Source organism: Streptomyces sp. NPDC004732 (assembly GCF_040609235.1).
In the GTDB taxonomy this organism is placed as follows: Bacteria; Actinomycetota; Actinomycetes; order Streptomycetales; family Streptomycetaceae; genus Streptomyces.
In genome coordinates, this window is sequence record NZ_JBEXJR010000009.1 from 346211 (window position 1) to 363123 (window position 16913).

12 protein-coding genes are annotated in these 16913 nt (G+C 70.9%); 3 read left to right on the top strand and 9 right to left on the bottom strand.

From position 1 onward, the window contains the following. Positions 1-11 precede the first annotated feature (11 nt). Positions 12-596 carry a response regulator gene (locus tag ABZV77_RS28195; RefSeq protein ID WP_356262406.1) on the top strand — a complete coding sequence of 195 codons (585 nt, stop codon included), beginning with the start codon at positions 12-14 and terminating at the stop codon, positions 594-596. Positions 597-663: 67 nt separating this feature from the next. Here the strand turns inward: ABZV77_RS28195 and ABZV77_RS28200 are convergent, their stop codons facing one another. Both ABZV77_RS28200 and lepA read right to left on the bottom strand, forming a co-directional pair. Next, positions 664-2553, bottom strand: a complete 1890-nt coding sequence (locus ABZV77_RS28200; RefSeq protein WP_356262409.1) for a long-chain fatty acid--CoA ligase — start codon at positions 2551-2553, stop codon at positions 664-666. Between the two features lie 270 nt (positions 2554-2823). Continuing rightward, positions 2824-4695 (bottom strand): translation elongation factor 4, encoded by a 1872-nt coding sequence (lepA, locus tag ABZV77_RS28205; protein ID WP_356262412.1) that lies wholly within the window; start codon positions 4693-4695, stop codon positions 2824-2826. Between the two features lie 217 nt (positions 4696-4912). Here lepA and rpsT point away from each other — a divergent pair, with 217 nt between their 5' ends. Then, positions 4913-5179, top strand: coding sequence for a 30S ribosomal protein S20 (rpsT, locus tag ABZV77_RS28210; protein ID WP_055564969.1), 267 nt, complete (start codon positions 4913-4915; stop codon positions 5177-5179). Positions 5180-5667: 488 nt separating this feature from the next. Here rpsT and holA read toward each other — a convergent pair whose 3' ends face one another. Further along, a complete protein-coding gene (holA, locus tag ABZV77_RS28215) occupies positions 5668-6654 on the bottom strand; it encodes a DNA polymerase III subunit delta (protein WP_356262415.1) in 987 nt (328 codons plus the stop codon). A 91-nt stretch (positions 6655-6745) separates the two neighbouring features. Between holA and ABZV77_RS28220 the strand changes: the two genes are divergently transcribed. Then, a complete protein-coding gene (locus ABZV77_RS28220; protein ID WP_356262418.1) occupies positions 6746-6991 on the top strand; it encodes a hypothetical protein in 246 nt (81 codons plus the stop codon). 23 nt (positions 6992-7014) lie between these two features. Here the strand turns inward: ABZV77_RS28220 and ABZV77_RS28225 are convergent, their stop codons facing one another. From ABZV77_RS28225 to leuS, 6 genes are all read right to left on the bottom strand, one after another. Then, complete coding sequence (locus ABZV77_RS28225; RefSeq protein ID WP_356262733.1) at positions 7015-7899, bottom strand: YceI family protein; 885 nt, start codon at positions 7897-7899, stop codon at positions 7015-7017. A 233-nt stretch (positions 7900-8132) separates the two neighbouring features. Further along, on the bottom strand, positions 8133-10676 hold the full coding sequence (locus ABZV77_RS28230; protein WP_356262420.1) for a ComEC/Rec2 family competence protein: 2544 nt from the start codon (positions 10674-10676) through the stop codon (positions 8133-8135). Next, a complete protein-coding gene (locus tag ABZV77_RS28235; RefSeq protein ID WP_356262423.1) occupies positions 10673-11857 on the bottom strand; it encodes a ComEA family DNA-binding protein in 1185 nt (394 codons plus the stop codon). Before ABZV77_RS28235 ends, ABZV77_RS28230 begins: the two co-directional genes overlap by 4 nt. A 134-nt stretch (positions 11858-11991) precedes the next feature. Continuing rightward, on the bottom strand, positions 11992-12837 hold the full coding sequence (locus ABZV77_RS28240; RefSeq protein WP_356262426.1) for a DegV family protein: 846 nt from the start codon (positions 12835-12837) through the stop codon (positions 11992-11994). A gap of 68 nt (positions 12838-12905) precedes the next feature. Next, the gene (locus tag ABZV77_RS28245) at positions 12906-13652 is read right to left on the bottom strand and encodes a hypothetical protein (RefSeq protein ID WP_356262428.1); all 747 of its coding nucleotides are present in this window, start codon (positions 13650-13652) and stop codon (positions 12906-12908) included. Positions 13653-13795: 143 nt separating this feature from the next. Next, on the bottom strand, positions 13796-16702 hold the full coding sequence (leuS, locus tag ABZV77_RS28250) for a leucine--tRNA ligase (protein WP_356262431.1): 2907 nt from the start codon (positions 16700-16702) through the stop codon (positions 13796-13798). Between the last annotated feature and the right edge of the window lie 211 nt (positions 16703-16913).

Below are 16913 nucleotides of genomic sequence, written 5' to 3' on the forward strand. Positions count from 1 at the left end.
GCACCGTGACCATGAGTGCAGAGGCCGTGACCGACAACCGCGCGAGCATCCTCCTAGTCGACGACATGGAGGACAATCTGATGGCTCTCGAAGCCGTCCTCGGATCACTGAACGAGCCCCTGGTGCGGGCTCGTTCGGGCGAGGAAGCCATGAAGGCGATTTTGCGGCAACGATTCGCCGTGATCCTTCTGGACGTCCGCATGCCCGGCATGGACGGCTTCGAGACCGCGTCGAACATCAAACGGCTCGACCAGACCAAGGACGTGCCGATCATCTTCCTGACGGGCACCGACAACGACGCGGGCTACGCGTTCCGCGGCTATGCGACCGGGGCTGCGGACTACCTCACCAAGCCGTTCGACCCCTGGGTGCTGCGCGCCAAGGTCACCGTCTTCCTCGAACTGCACCGCAAGAACAGGCAGCTGGAGCGGATACTGGCCCGTGAGCAGCGCCAGTTCGACGAGCTGGCCGCGCGTCTGTCGGCCATCGAGACCCATATGGCGGCGAGCAGCCTCAAGGACGTCCTCGAACTGCGCCGCCACGTGACGCACATGGAGGAACTGGTGCAGGAAATGCGCCGCGGCCGGGGCGTGTAGACCGACGCCCCGACCGCGTGACGAACAACGAGCGGCCCCCCGGACCCAGGGGCCCCGAGCCGACGGATCAGGCCTCGCGCGACCCCGCGTACATGTCCTCGATCAGGTGCTTGTACTCCCGCTCGACCACCGGACGCTTCAGCTTCAGGCTGGGCGTCAGCTCGCCGTGCTCGACGTCGAGGTCGCGCGGCAGGAGCCGGAACTTCTTGATGGTCTGCCAGCGCTGCAGGCCTTCGTTGAGCTCGCGCACATAGCCGTCGACGAGCTCGACCGTCGCGGGGGCGGCGCACACCTCCGCGTACGACTTGCCCTCCTGACCGTTCTCCTTGGCCCAGTCGAGGATGGCGGGCTCGTCGAGGGAGATCAGGGCGGTGCAGAAGTTCCGGTCGGCGCCGTGCACGAGGATGTTGGAGACGTACGGACACACGGCCTTGAACTGGCCCTCGACCTCGGCGGGCGCGATGTACTTGCCGCCGGACGTCTTGATCAGGTCCTTCTTGCGGTCCGTGATCCGCAGATAGCCGTCGACGGACAGCTCGCCGATGTCCCCGGTGTGGAACCAGCCGTCGGACTCCAGGACCTCGGCGGTCTTCTCGGGCAGCCCGTGGTAGCCCTCCATGATGCCGGGGCCGCGCAGCAGGATCTCGCCGTCGTCCGCGATGCGCACCTCGGTGCCGGGCAGCGGCTTGCCGACCGTGCCGGTGCGGTAGGCCTCGCCGGGGTTCACGAAGGAGGCCGCGGAGGACTCGGTCAGGCCGTATCCCTCCAGGATGTGGATGCCCGCGCCCGCGAAGAAGTAGCCGATCTCGGGCGCCAGCGCGGCGGAGCCGGAGACGGCGGCGCGCAGCCGTCCGCCGAAGGCCTCGCGCAGCTTGGAGTAGACGAGGGCGTCGGCGGTCCGGTGCTTGGCGCGCAGCCCGAAGGGCACGGACGCGGTGCCGGTCCTGCGGAAGTTGTCCTGGCTGACCTTCGCGTACTCGCGGGAGACGTCGGCGGCCCACTGGAAGATCTTGTACTTGGCTCCGCCACCGGCCCGCGCCTTGGCCGCGACGCCGTTGTAGACCTTCTCGAAGATGCGGGGCACGGCCGCCATGTACGTCGGCTGCACCACGGGCAGATTCTCGATGATCTTGTCCACGCGGCCGTCGACGGCGGTGACGTGCCCGAGCTCGATCTGCCCGGAGGTCAGCACCTTGCCGAAGACGTGGGCGAGCGGCAGCCACAGGTACTGCACGTCGTCGGGGCCGAGCAGGCCGGTCGCCGCGATGGCCTTGGCCATGTACGACCAGTTGTCCTGCGGCAGGCGCACGCCCTTGGGGCGGCCCGTGGTGCCGGAGGTGTAGATGATCGTGGCGAGCTGGTCGGCGGTGATCGCCGCGATCCGCTCCTTGATGAGCTCCGGGTTCTTCTCCAGGTGCGCGGCGCCGCGGGCCTCCAGGTCGGCGAGCGTGAGCAGCCAGCCCTCGGGGTCGCCCTCGGCGGGCTCGGCGCCCGCGGGGTCGAGCACCACGACGTGCTGCAGCTCGGGCAGCTCGGCGCGCTTCTCGCGCGCCTTGGCGAGCTGCGCGGCGTCCTCGGCGATCAGCACGCGGCTGCCGGAGTCGGCCAGGATGTACGCCGACTCCTCGGCGTTGGTCTGCGGATAGACGGTGGTGGTGGCCGCGCCCGCGCACATGATGCCGAGGTCGCAGAGGATCCACTCGACGCGCGTGGACGAGGCGAGGGCGACGCGGTCCTCGGCCTGCAGGCCCAGCTCGACGAGGCCGGCCGCGATGGCGTACACGCGGTCCGCGGCCTGCGCCCAGCTGAGCGTCTTCCAGTCGTCGGGGCCCTCGCCGGACGCCGCCGGGACGGGGTACCGGTAGGCCTCGGCGTCCGGGGTTGCCGCCACGCGCTCCAGGAAGAGATGCGCCACGGAGGGCGGACGGTTCTCGATCAAGGTCTGTGTGTCGCTCACGACATCCTCCGGGCCCACGGCAGTGCGGCGAACTGGCTGGCGGCTGCTTCTTACGTGTGTTCTGACGTCCCTGCGGCTACTTGTTTAACTTGCGAGTAACCTACGAGTGGTGATCAGAGTAGAGCTCCGACGCCCAGTGCGTAAGGGGCATCTGCCTGTCACTTCCTCCAGACACCCATACGGAACGAGCCCGCCCGCCGAAACGCGCCGCGGGCCCGATGCGTGTGCGCACCGGGCCCGCGTGACCGCGGCCGCGCCGCGATCGGGGAACTACTTCTTGGCCTTGCCGGGGCCGCTGTCGTCGCTGGAGAGCACGGCGATGAAGGCTTCCTGCGGCACCTCGACGGAGCCGACCATCTTCATGCGCTTCTTGCCCTCCTTCTGCTTCTCGAGCAGCTTGCGCTTACGGGAGATGTCACCGCCGTAGCACTTGGCGAGGACGTCCTTGCGGATGGCGCGGATGGTCTCGCGGGCAATGACCCTTGACCCGATCGCGGCCTGGACGGGCACCTCGAAGGCCTGCCGCGGGATGAGCTCGCGCAGCTTGGCGACGAGCCGCACGCCGTACGCGTACGCCTGGTCCTTGTGCGTGACCGCCGAGAACGCGTCGACCTTGTCGCCGTGCAGCAGGATGTCGACCTTGACGAGCTGGGCGGACTGCTCGCCGGTGGGCTCGTAGTCCAGCGAGGCATAACCGCGCGTCTTGGACTTCAGCTGGTCGAAGAAGTCGAAGACGATCTCGGCGAGCGGCAGCGTGTACCGGATCTCGACGCGGTCCTCGGAGAGGTAGTCCATGCCGAGCATGACGCCGCGCCGGTTCTGGCACAGCTCCATGATCGAGCCGATGAACTCGCTGGGCGCCAGGATCGTGGCGCGCACCACGGGCTCGAAGACCTGGTCGATCTTGCCCTCGGGGAATTCACTCGGGTTGGTGACCGTGTGCTCGGCACCGTCCTCCATGATCACGCGGTAGACCACGTTGGGGGCGGTGGCGATCAGGTCGAGCCCGAACTCGCGCTCCAGGCGCTCGCGGATCACGTCGAGGTGCAGGAGCCCCAGGAAGCCGACACGGAAACCGAAGCCCAGCGCGGCCGAGGTCTCCGGTTCATAGACGAGCGCGGCGTCGTTGAGCTGCAGCTTGTCGAGGGCCTCGCGGAGGTCCGGGTACTCCGAGCCGTCCAGCGGGTACAGGCCCGAGAACACCATCGGCTTGGGGTCCTTGTAACCGCCGAGCGGCTCGGTGGCGCCCTTGTGCAGGGAGGTGATCGTGTCACCGACCTTGGACTGACGGACGTCCTTCACGCCGGTGATGATGTAACCCACCTCACCGACGCCGATGCCGTCGGCCGGGGTCATCTCGGGGGAGGAGACACCGATCTCAAGCAGCTCGTGCGTAGCGCCGGTGGACATCATCCGGATCCGCTCGCGCTTGTTGAGCTGGCCGTCGACCACTCGTACGTACGTCACGACGCCGCGGTAGGAGTCGTAGACCGAGTCGAAGATCATCGCGCGGGCCGGGGCGTCCTTGACGCCGACCGGGGGCGGGATCTCGGCGACGGCCTTGTCGAGCAGCGCCTCGACGCCCATGCCGGTCTTCGCGGAGACCTTCAGGACGTCCTCGGGCTCGCAGCCGATCAGGTTGGCGAGCTCCTCGGAGAACTTCTCCGGCTGGGCGGCAGGCAGGTCGATCTTGTTCAGTACGGGGATGATCTTGAGGTCGTTCTCCATCGCCAGGTAGAGGTTGGCGAGAGTCTGCGCCTCGATGCCCTGGGCCGCGTCGACCAGGAGGATCGTGCCCTCACAGGCCGCGAGCGAACGTGAGACTTCATACGTGAAGTCCACGTGGCCCGGGGTGTCGATCATGTTGAGGATGTGGGTACTGCCCTGGTCCGGGCCCTCTGTCGGGGCCCAGGGCAGACGCACCGCCTGGGACTTGATCGTGATGCCGCGCTCGCGCTCGATGTCCATGCGGTCGAGGTACTGGGCACGCATCTGCCGCTGATCCACCACACCGGTCAGCTGGAGCATGCGGTCGGCGAGCGTGGACTTGCCGTGGTCGATGTGCGCGATGATGCAGAAATTGCGGATCAGCGCCGGGTCCGTACGGCTCGGCTCGGGCACATTTTTAGGGGTCGCGGGCACGCAGGGTCCTGTCTCTTGAGGCGCCTGTCGCCTCGGGTCGGATCTATACGTAGATTCCATCGTCCCATGGGTGGGGCACTGCGCCCGGTTTGGGACGGTCGGAGGGCGGCTGGTACCGTGGACAGCTGTGTCTCGTAGCCCTCTCAGGCATCGAGGCGCGTGTCATAACACTCATCTGCAGAAGTTCTGCAGAACCTGAACCTGAAAAGGCTCTTTCGTGGCGAACATCAAGTCCCAGATCAAGCGGATCAAGACCAACGAGAAGGCGCGTCAGCGCAACAAGGCGGTCAAGTCTTCGCTGAAGACCGCGATCCGCAAGGCCCGCGAGGCCGTTGCCGCCGGTGACACCCAGAAGGCTGCCGAGCTCACGCGTGAGGCCACGCGTCAGCTGGACAAGGCCGTCTCCAAGGGCGTCATCCACAAGAACCAGGCCGCCAACAAGAAGTCGGCGCTTGCGACGAAGGCCGCGTCCCTCAAGGGCTGAAGCTCTTGACCCCGGTTCGCCGGGGCGCTGATCAATCCTCCCGCGAGGGTAATTCGAGCCCTCTACCTCGAATCGCGGACAGACCACGCAGTACGCCACGCTGCGACGATGCCCCCGGACCCACTCTGGGGGCATTGCTGTGTCCGGGGTGGGGCCGCTGGGGTGGGGGTGCGGCGTCAGGGGTGGGGCCGCTGGGGGGGCGGGGTGCTGGGTCAGGGGCAGGGCCGCTGGGAGTGGGGGTGCGGTGTCCGGGGTAGGGCCGCTGGGAGTGGGGGTGCGGTGTCCGGGGCAGGGCCGCTGGGAGTGGGGGTGCGGTGTCCGGGGTAGGGCCGCTGGGGCGAGGGTGCGGCGTCAGGGGTAGGGCCGCTGGGGGTGCTGTGTCAGGGGCGCGGGGAACTGCGCGACAAGCCACGACGCACGCCGCAGACGAAACGCACCCGAGCCACGCAGACGCCGGGCCCACGGCCCGCACACGCTGGCCCTAGGGCCTAGGGCCGCCCGGACCGCGCCGCACGGGCAATGGCGACGACCGCCTTCTCCAGCGCGTACTCGGGATCGTCGCCGCCCCCCTTGACGCCCGCGTCGGCCGCGGCCACCGCGGTGAGCGCCGCTGCCACGCCGTCCGGCGTCCAGCCGCGCATCTGCTGGCGCACGCGGTCGATCTTCCAGGGCGGCATGCCCAGCTCACGGGCGAGGTCGGCGGGGCGTCCGCCGCGCGCGGAGGAGAGCTTGCCGATCGCCCGGACGCCCTGCGCGAGGGCGCTGGTGATCATGACGGGGGCGACGCCGGTCGCCAGGGACCAGCGCAGCGCTTCGAGCGCCTCGGCGGCCCGCCCCTCGACGGCCCGGTCGGCCACCGTGAAGCTGGAGGCCTCGGCCCGGCCCGTGTAGTACCGCCCGACGACCGCTTCGTCGATCGTGCCCTCGATGTCCGCCACCAGCTGGGCGGCCGCGGAGGCGAGCTCGCGCAGATCGCTGCCGATCGAGTCGACAAGGGCCTGGCACGCCTCCGGGGTCGCCGAACGGCCCAGGGTGCGGAACTCGCCGCGCACGAACGAGAGCCGGTCCGCGGGCTTGGTCATCTTGGGGCAGGCGACCTCGCGCGCGCCCGCCTTCCGCGCCGCGTCGAGCAGCGCCTTGCCCTTGGCGCCGCCCGCGTGCAGCAGGACGAGGGTGATCTCCTCGGCGGGCGACCCCAGATACGCCTTGACGTCCTTGACCGTGTCGGCCGACAGATCCTGCGCATTGCGCACGACGACGACCTTGCGCTCGGCGAAGAGCGACGGGCTGGTCAGCTCGGCGAGCGTGCCGGGCTGCAGCAGGTCGGGGGTGAGGTCGCGCACGTCCGTGTCCGCGTCGGCGGCGCGGGCGGCCGCGACCACTTCCTGCACGGCGCGGTCGAGGAGGAGGTCCTCCTGCCCCACGGCGAGCGTGAGAGGAGCGAGCGGATCGTCGTTTGCTGTCTTCCTGGCCATCGCGGTCAAGCATCCCACGCGCCACTGACAGCCCGTCCCGCCCGACCGGGGCCGCACGGATGCCCCGGCCGCCGTAGCGGAGAATGGGCCCGTGACCGACGTACGACATGTCCTGGTGCTGCCCGACCGCGATGCCGCGGAGGTGGTGGCCGAAGAGCTCCCCGACCGTTTCGGCGTGGCCGAGGAGCCGCAGCTGGTCCGCGACGCCCTGGCGGGCGAGGACGATGCCGAGGACGCCCAGTGGCTGGTCGTGGTCGAGGACCCGGACGCCCGCCTCGACCCGTCGGCCCTCGACGCACTGGCCGCCGAGCACGAGGGCTGGCTGGAGGCCCCGTAGCGAACGCCGACCGGTGGGCGCGGTCAGCCGCTCTTGGGGATGACCTGGATGTCGAGGTCGATCGTGATGCTGTGCCCGACGGCGGCGATGCCGCGCGCGAGCATCGTCTGCCAGGTGATCGTGAAGTCGTCGCGGTGCAGTTCGGTGGTGGCCCGGCAGGCGACGCGGGTCTCGCCCTCGAGCCCCTTGCCGACCCCGAGGTACTCGGTGTCGAGCGTGACCGTGCGCGTCACCCCGTGCAGCGTCAGGCCGCCGGATATCGCCCAGCGGCTGCCGCCCTTGTGGACGAAGCGCTCGCTGTAGAACTCCATCGTCGGGAACCGCTCCACGTCGAGGAAGTCGCCGGAGCGCAGATGGTCGTCGCGCATCTTGACCGCGGTGTCGATGGAGGACGCGTCGATGACGACGTGCATCGCGGAGTCCTCCATCCGCTCCCCCATCCGGATCGCACCCGCAAAGCTGTTGAACCTGCCGTGGATGCGGGCAAGCCCGATGTGCCGCGCGGTGAAGCCGACCGAGGAGTGCAGGGGGTCCACCTCCCAGTCGCCGGGCTCGGGGAGCGCCGGGGGCTGGGCGACCTGGAGCGTGACGTCACCGAGCGAGGCGTGCGCGTCCTCGCCCACCGTGGCGCTCGCCCGGTACGGGGTGAAGCCCTCCGCCGAGACCGCGAGCCGGTAGTCCCCGGCCGGAACAGCAGTGACGAACGATCCGAAGGGGTCGGTGCCCCCACTGACCACCTTGCGCCCCAGGGCGTCGCTGACGGCAAATTCCGCGTTCCGCACGGGCTCGTTGACCGGGTCGAGCACCCGACAGCTGAGTACCCCCGCACTCGACGGGACCGTGAGCGCCGACAAGGCTCCCACCCGCCCGGTCCGATTCGTACGGTTTCCCAGCCAGCGGCCGAACACGCTCGACACACCCCCGCCTTCCTTGACAACAACTGCAAACTACAACGAATAGGCATTCGATCACCGTTGCGGCTTTCGATGCAACACGGACCCAGATCGCGGGAATGCTGCCGATGCGCCGAAGTGTCGCGACTGGACCGAATTGGCCGCGGCGGGTGCGCCGAGGGCGGCGCGGAGGGGTCCCTGGCGCGGGCCCGGGCTCGGGCTCGGGCTCGGGGATACGAGAGCGGTGCTCACGGCGGCCGGGTCGCCACCGCCAGGCGTGGGGCCGACCGGGGGCCCGAGCCCACCACCGCCACCGCCCCGTCCCTGTCCGTCCGCAGCACCTGCGCTCCCCCGGCCCGCAGCGCCGCCATGGTGACGGGCGAGGGATGGCCGTACGAGTTGTCGGCGCCGCACGAGATCAGCGCCAGCCGCGGCGCCGCCCTGCGCATAAGCTCCGGATCTTGGTTCGCCGAGCCGTGATGCGCGACTTTGAGGACGTCCACGGAACCGATCGACGCGGCCGCCGGGGTCCGCAGCAGTGCCCTCTGCGCGGGCGGCTCCAGATCGCCGAGGAGCAGCAGCGTCAGCCCGCCCGTCCGCACGAGCAGAGTGACGCTCGCGTCGTTCGGCCCCTCGGGCCTCGGCACCGGTCCCGCCGGAGGCCACAGCACCTGCCAGTCCAGCGGACCAGCGCGGCGCCGCTCCCCCGCCGCGGCCGCCATCACCGGCACCCTTGCCGCTGCCGCCTGCTCCCGCACGAACTCGGCCTGCTCCGGCGGCTCCTGGAACCCCGTCGTCTGGATCGCCCCCACCTCACGCCCCCGCAACACCCCCGGCAGCCCCGCGACATGGTCCGCGTGGAAGTGCGTGAGCAGGACGAGCGGCACCCGTCTGATCCCGAGCGAACGCAGACAGCGGTCCACCGCCAGCGGATCGGGCCCCGCGTCGACCACCACCCCAGCGCCGTCACCCGCCGCCAGCACCGTCGCGTCGCCCTGCCCCACATCGCACATCGCAAGGCGCCAGCCCGGCGGCGGCCAGCCCGCGATCACCCGGGTGACGGGCGGAGGCTGGACGACCACCAGGAAGAACAGTGCGGCGCAGGCCGTGACCAGCCACGGGTGCCGCACGATCCTGCGTCCCACCAGGACGAGGACCACGGTGACGCCCGCGAGCACGAGTCCGCCACGCCAGCCGCCCGGCCAGTCGACCCCGTTCCCCGGCAGGGCCGCCCCCGCACGGGCGATGCCCGCGATCCACCCCGTGGGCCAACTCGCTACCCAGGCAAGCGCCTTGGCGACAGGCATCGCGACCGGCGCCGCCGCCAGCACCGCGAAGCCGAGCACGGTGGCAGGCGCGACGGCGAACTCGGCGAGGAGATTGCACGGCACCGCGACCAGACTCACCCGGGCCGCGAGGACGGCGACGACGGGCGCACACACCGCCTGAGCCGCCGCGGCGGCGGCCACCGCGTCGGCCAACCTCCCCGGCACCCCTCGCCCGCGCAGCGCCGCACCCCAGCGCGGCGCGAGGGTGAGCAGGGCGCCGGTGGCCAGGACGGAGAGCAGGAACCCATAACTCCGGGCCAGCCACGGGTCGTACAGAACCAGCACCAGCACCGCCGTGGCCAACGCCGGAATCAGGGACCTGCGCCGTCCCGTGACGATGGCGAGCAGCGCGATCAGCCCGCAGGCCGCGGCCCGCAACACGCTCGGGTCCGGTCGGCAGACGATGACGAACCCGAGCGTGAGCGCCCCGCCGAGCACCGCGGTCGTCCGCAGCGGAATGCCCAACTTCGGCGCCAGCCCGCGCCGCTCGGCCCGCTGGGCGGTGCCCGGCGGCCCGATGAGCAGGACGAGCACAATCGTGAGGTTCGCCCCGCTGACGGCGAGCAGATGCGTGAGGTCGGTCGCCCGGAACGCCTGGTCCAACTCGGCAGACACCCGTGAGGTGTCCCCGACGACGAGCCCGGGGAGCAGCGCACGGGCATCGGTGGGCAGCCCCTCCGTGGCCTCCCGCAGTCCGTCCCGCAACTCCCCGGCCAGCCGCTGTATCCGGGAAGGCGCCCCCACCACCCGAGGCGCCCGCGCCCCCTCCCTGGCCACCCGAAGCACGGCGGCCACCTCGCTCCCCTCGGACAAGGGCGGCGCAAGCCGACCCTCCACACGCACCCGCGTCGAGGGCAACAGGCCTGTCCAGGGGGTGGTTGAAGTGGCCCTCGTGGACGCCCTCTTGGAGGACGCCCTCTTGGACTCAACCATCCGCACCACGACCAGGACCGGTGTGCGGGTCGTGGTCGACGAGCCGTTCGTCTCCGTGACGCGGAGGACTTCCGCGTCCAGGACGACGGTCGGCGGCAGAGTGTGCGCGCTCGCCACGCGGGGCCGGGTGCGCCGGGGGTCGGACGTCACCCTCAACTCCACGTCCACCTGCGCATACCGTCCGGCCAGCGCCGGGACCGGGCCCCGGCGCAGATCCGCCCCGTGCAGCGCCGCGGAGGCCGCCGCCCCGGCGGCGCAGAGCAGAACCGCGGCCATCGAGAGGCGTCCCCACCGCCCCGGCTCCCCTCTGCTTCCGCTGGCCGTCCACCTCACCAGCAGCGCTCCGGCCACCAGCACGCCGACCGCCACCGTGCCGATCGCCCAGCGAGGCGGGGCGTCCAGCATCAGTGCGGCCGATGCCCACGCCGCCAGCGCGGGCGGCACGAGCCGCAGGTCGGCCGGGCCCTCCTGCCGGGGATTCGAGGCACCGAGGCGGTGGCCCGACGCGAGGTGAACCGCCGCGCGCGTCATGGCCGTACGAGACCCTGGAGATCGGCGAAGCGCCGGTCGCCGATGCCGTTGACCTCACGGAGCTCCTCGACGGAGCGGAACCCGCCGTGCTCCGCGCGGTAGTCGAGAATGTGCTGCGCCAACACGGGTCCTACACCGGGGAGTTCGTCGAGCTGCTCCGCGGTCGCCGTGTTCAGGCCCACCGGGCCAGTCGCGGCCGCACCGGGCGGACCAGCGCCCGCCCCGACCGCGGCACCGGCCCCTGTCCCGACACCACCGGCACCACCGGCACCACCGGCCGTCGGCGGCCCTCCCACCACCACCTGCTCGCCGTCCACGAGGAACCGCGCGCGATTGAGGTCGTCCGTCTCCGTACCCGGCCTGACCCCACCGGCGGCCCGCAGGGCATCGGCCACCCGGGACCCGGCGGGCAGCCGATGGACGCCGGGCCGACGGACCTTCCCGCTGACGTCCACGACGATCGCGCCCCCGGCGCCCTCACCGTGCACCGCACCGGCGCCACCGCCCGCGTCCGCCGACGCCCGCCCCGCCCGCGCCGGTGGCCCCGGCGACGGATCCGGCTCCGCGCCCCGCTCAGGGACGGCGCCCGCCGCACGCACCACATCCGGCGGCCGCACGGGCTGGGCCCGCCCCGTCCAGAAATGCTGGGCGGCGAAGACCGCTGCCACCCCGAGGATCACGGCGAGCGCGACCACGGCTCGCCGTTCGAGACCGCACCGCGTCTGCAGCCACATCGGCAACCGCTCCCGCACCGCGAGCCCCAGCCGCTGCCGCTGCCGCTGCCGCTGCCGCCGCGAGGGTTCCGGCCGCTGCCGCTCATCACCGGGGACAGCTTCCTCGGCCTCCGCACCGGCCGCCGCCTCCGCCTCCCGCGCCCACCCGGGCCTGGGCACACGCGGCCCGGATGTGCCTCCGGCCCAAACCCCGCCCGCCAGCCCGGCGTCCGGAGCCGCCACATCCAACCTCGGCGAAGGCGAAGGCGAAGGCGGTGGCGGTGGTTGCGGTTGCGGCTCGGCGAAGAGGCTCTCCGCCCGCCGCCGGACCGCCTCCGCCGACGCGCGCCGACGGCGGGCCCGCTCGCGGGCGTGACGGTCACTGGTGTGGGCGCGGCCGTCTGACGCGGGGCCACGGCCGGGCCCGCTCGTCGTGGAAGATGTCCGGGAAAGTGATCGAAGTGCCATGCCGACGACGTTAGGCATCGCCACGAAAAGTTGTTGATCTTGCTCGATTTCCGTGGATTACCCGGCAGTTGTGGATATCCCCGTCACCCGCACGTGGGACTCACCGGCACGTGGGACTCACCGACGCCTGGGACTCACCGAGGCGAGACCACAGCCCCCAGCAACCCCGGCCCCGTGTGCGCCCCGATCACCGCACCGACCTCGCTGACGTGCAGTTCCGCGAGGTCCGGCACCCGCTCCCTGAGCCGCTCGGCGAGCGCCGAGGCCCGGTCCGGTGCCGCCAGGTGGTGCACCGCGATGTCGACCCGGCCGGACCCGGCCTGCTCGACCACGATCTCCTCGAGCCGGGCGATCGCCTTCGACGCGGTCCGCACCTTCTCCAGCATGTCGATGCGGCCACCGTCCAGCTTCAGCAGCGGCTTGACGGCGAGCGCGGAGCCCAGGAGCGCCTGAGCGGCGCCGATGCGGCCGCCCCTGCGGAGGTAGTCGAGGGTGTCGACGTAGAAGAACGCGGACGTGCCTGCGGCCCGCTTCTCCGCGGCCGCCACCGCTTCCTCTGCCGAGTCGCCCGCCTCCGCGGCCTGTGCCGCCGCGAGGGCGCAGAAGCCGAGTGCCATCGCCACCATGCCGGTGTCCACCACCCGCACCGGCACCGGCGCTTCCTTCGCGGCGAGGACCGCGGCGTCGTACGTACCGGAGAATTCGGCGGACAGGTGCAGCGAGACGATGTCGGTCGCGCCCGCTTCCGCGACCTTGCGGTAGGTCTCCGCGAAGACTTGGGGGCTGGGCCGGGACGTCGTCACCGACTTCCGCTTCTGCAGCGCCTGGGCGAGGGAGCGGGCGGAGATCTCGGTGCCCTCCTCCAGCGCCTGATCCCCCAGGACCACGGTCAGGGGCACCGCGGTGATGCTGTGCCGCTCCATCGTCCCCTGCGGCAGGTAGGCCGTTGAATCCGTGACGATCGCGACATGGCGGGACATGAGCTGGAGATTACCTGTCTGGGCCGTCGGGTGGCAGTCCGGCCCCTGCGCACCCGGTTCCGGGCGGCTCAGGTCGTGCTCTCGGGCTTGGCCTTCTTCTCCCACGGATACGTCACCCGCGCGGTGGGCGGAGTGATCGCGGGCCGCGTCGGCTCCTGTGCCGCCTGCTGGGCGGGGCCGGACGGCTCGGACCAGGTCTGCTCGGCACCCTTGCCGTCTGCCGCCTCGGGCTCGGGCCACTCGGCCGGGGTCCGGTCGGTCGACGACGGCTCCGTCGTCCAGTGCCGCAGGGCGCCCGCTTCCATGTCGATCTGGGTGCTCAGCGAGTCCAGGTCGTCGTTGGCGAACCGGCGGGCCCGGTCGCGCGCCGACCAGCGCAGGGAGTCGGCCGCCTTCTTGATCTGCTCCGTGCGCTCCCGCAGCTCGGGGAGGCGCTCGGCCAGCGCGGCCTTGTCCGGGTCGCGCTCCAGACGCCGGAGCTCGTCGTCCAGCTCGTGTCCGTGGACGCTGAGCCGGTCGAAGAGCTCCAGGGTTTCCTTCAGCGAGGCGTCCTCGGCGGCGCCTGCCTGCAGGACGTCCTGCGTGGCCCGCATGGAGGTGCGCAACGCGAGCCGCAGCTGGGCCAGTTCACCGGCGCTGCCGACCTGCGCGAAGCTCCGGGCCCGGAGCGTGGTGTCCTCGACCGTCCGGCGGGCCTCCATGATGGTGCGGTCGACGCCGCGCTTGGCCGCCCGGACCGCCTTCACTGTCGCGTACACACCCAGCACCAAGAACAGCACGAAAAGCAGCGCCACGATCGCGCCCACGGCTTCCATGACGCTCCTCTCCGCATCCGGTCACTCCAGCAGTCCGCTCCAGCGACTCCTTCCACCGTAAACGGAGAAGGCAGGTCGGAGGTTCCAGCGGAACCCCCAACCTGCCCGTAAGGGAAGACCCCGATGCCACTACACGGGATCGGTCACGCGGGAACGATGTTCACCAGCTTCGGCGCCCGCACGATCACCTTGCGGATCCCCGCCCCGTCCAGCGCGGCCACGACCTTCTCGTCGGCCAGCGCCACCTTCTCCAGCTCGGCGTCGGAGATGGCCGGGGAGACCTCCAGGCGCGCCTTGACCTTGCCCTTGATCTGCACGACGCAGGTCACGGACTCGTCCACGACGTAAGCCGGGTCGGCGACCGGGAAGTCCCGGTGGACCACCGAGTCGGTGTGGCCCAGCTTGCGCCACAGCTCCTCGGCGATGTGCGGGGCCAGCGGCGCGATCAGCAGCACCAGGCCCTCCGCGACGGACTTCGGGACCGCGCCGCCCACCTTCGTCAGGTGGTTGTTCAGCTCGGTGATCTTGGCAATGGCGGTGTTGAACCGCATGCCTTCCAGGTCCTGGCGCACACCGTCGATGGCCTTGTGCAGGGCGCGCAGGGTGGCCTCGTCGACGTCCGCGTCGGCGACGTCGGCGACGGTGACCTCACCGGTCGACTCGTCGACGATCAGGCGCCACAGGCGCTGCAGCAGACGGTACTGACCGACGACCGCGCGCGTGTCCCAGGGACGCGACACGTCCAGGGGGCCCATCGCCATCTCGTACAGGCGCAGGGTGTCCGCGCCGTACTCGTCGCAGATCTCGTCCGGCGTGACGGCGTTCTTCAGGGACTTGCCCATCTTGCCCAGCTCGCGCTTGACCGGCTCGCCCTCGAAGAAGAACTTTCCGTCGCGCTCCTCGACCTCGGTCGCCGCCACCGGGAAGCCGCGGCTGTCCCGGTAGACGTAGGCCTGGATCATGCCCTGGTTGTACAGCTTGTGGAACGGCTCGGCCGACGAGATGTGGCCCAGGTCGAACAGGACCTTCGACCAGAAGCGCGCGTACAGCAGGTGCAGGACCGCGTGCTCGGCGCCGCCCACGTACAGGTCGACGCCACCCGTCGGCTGACCCTCGCGCGGGCCCATCCAGTACTGCTCGACGGCGGGGTCGACCAGCTGCTGGTCGTTGCGCGGGTCCAGGTAGCGCAGCTCGTACCAGCACGAACCCGCCCAGTTGGGCATGGTGTTGGTCTCGCGGCGGTAGGTGCGCGGTCCTGCGCCGTCCCCCAGGTCCAGGGTGACGTTGACCCACTCCTCGTTGCGGGACAGCGGCGTCTCCGGAGAGGTGTCCGCGTCGTCCGGGTCGAAGGTGCGCGGGGAGTAGTCCTCGACCTCCGGCAGCTCCAGAGGCAGCATCGACTCGGGCAGCGCGTGCGCGACGCCGTCCTCGTCGTAGACGATCGGGAAGGGCTCGCCCCAGTAGCGCTGGCGGCTGAACAGCCAGTCGCGCAGGCGGAAGTTGACGGTGCCCTCACCGATGCCGCGGGTGGCCAGCCAGCCGGTGATGCGGGCCTTGGCACCCGCGACGTCCATGCCGTCCAGGGAGATCTCCTCGTTCGAGGAGTTGATCAGCTTCGCTTCGTACGAGGCGAAGGCGTCGTCCCACGTCCTGGTGTCGGTGCTCCGGCCGTCGGACGGCTCGACGACACAGTGCATCGGCAGGTGGAAGGCGCGCGCGAAGGCGAAGTCGCGGCTGTCGTGCGCCGGAACGGCCATGATCGCGCCGGTGCCGTAGCCCATCAGGACGTAGTCGGCGATGAAGACGGGGACCTGCTCGCCGCTGACCGGGTTGGTGGCGTAGACGCCGGTGAAGACGCCGGTCTTCTCCTTGGCGTCGGCCTGGCGCTCGACGTCGGACTTGGCGGCGGCGAAGGCGCGGTACTTGGCGATGGCCTCCGCGGGCGTGGCGTGGCCGCCGGTCCACACGTCGTGGGTTCCCTCGGGCCAGGTCTCCGGGATGACCTTGTCGACCAGGTCGTGCTCGGGCGCCAGGACCATGTAGGTCGCGCCGAACAGGGTGTCCTGGCGAGTGGTGAAGACGCTGATCGCGTCGCCCTCGACGCCGACGGGGAAGCTCACGCGGGCGCCTTCGGAGCGGCCGATCCAGTTGCGCTGCTGCAGCTTGATGGCCTCGGGCCAGTCCAGCGCGTCCAGGTCGTCCAGCAGGCGGTCGGCGTACGCGGTGATGCGCATGTTCCACTGGCGCAGCTTGGCCTTGAAGACGGGGAAGTTGCCGCGCTCGGAGCGGCCGTCGGCGGTGACTTCCTCGTTGGCCAGGACGGTGCCCAGGCCGGGGCACCAGTTGACGGGGGCGTCGGAGGCGTAGGCCAGGCGGTACTGGCTCAGCACCTCGGCGCGCTCCGCGGCGTCCAGCTCGCTCCACGCGCGCGTGGCGTCCGGTACGGCACGCTCACCGCTCTCGAACTGGGCGACCAGGTCGGCGATCGGGCGGGCCTGCGCGGCATCGGCGTCGTACCAGGAGTTGAAGATCTGGACGAAGATCCACTGGGTCCACTTGTAGTACTCGGGGTCGATCGTCGCGAACGAACGCCGCTTGTCGTGGCCCAGGCCCAGCGCGCGCAGCTGGGACTTCATGTTCTCGATGTTGGCCTCGGTGGAGACCCGCGGGTGGGTGCCCGTCTGCACCGCGTACTGCTCGGCGGGCAGGCCGAAGGCGTCGAAGCCCAGGGTGTGCAGGACGTTGTGGCCGGTCATGCGCTGGAAGCGCGCGAAGACGTCCGTGGCGATGTAGCCCAGCGGGTGGCCGACGTGCAGGCCCGCCCCGGAGGGGTACGGGAACATGTCCATGATGAACTTCTTGGGCTTGCCGACCAGAGCGGCCTCCGCCTCGTCCCGCGCGGCCATGTCGCCGCTCGGGTTCGGCGCCTCGTAGGTGCCGTCGGCGTCCCAGAAGTCCTGCCAGCGTGCCTCGATGTCAGCGGCCAGAGCGGCCGTATAGCGGTGCGGCGCCGCCACCTCGGAGGCGGCAGCAGAATTCGTCTCGCTCATGATCCTCAAAGCTCCATCGATCGTCTCTGCCTGCGGAATTGACCGTGCTGGTCAAACAAAAATGCCCCTCGCACAGGAGGGGACGCCGCGCCGATTCCGACCGCGGTTCACCGGCGGTCGGGACTGATCAGCGCGGCCCGCTAAGCAGAAGGCGTACGGCACGCATGGCGTCAGGGTACCGCAGGGCTCCCGCGGCCCGCGACGAGCTTCT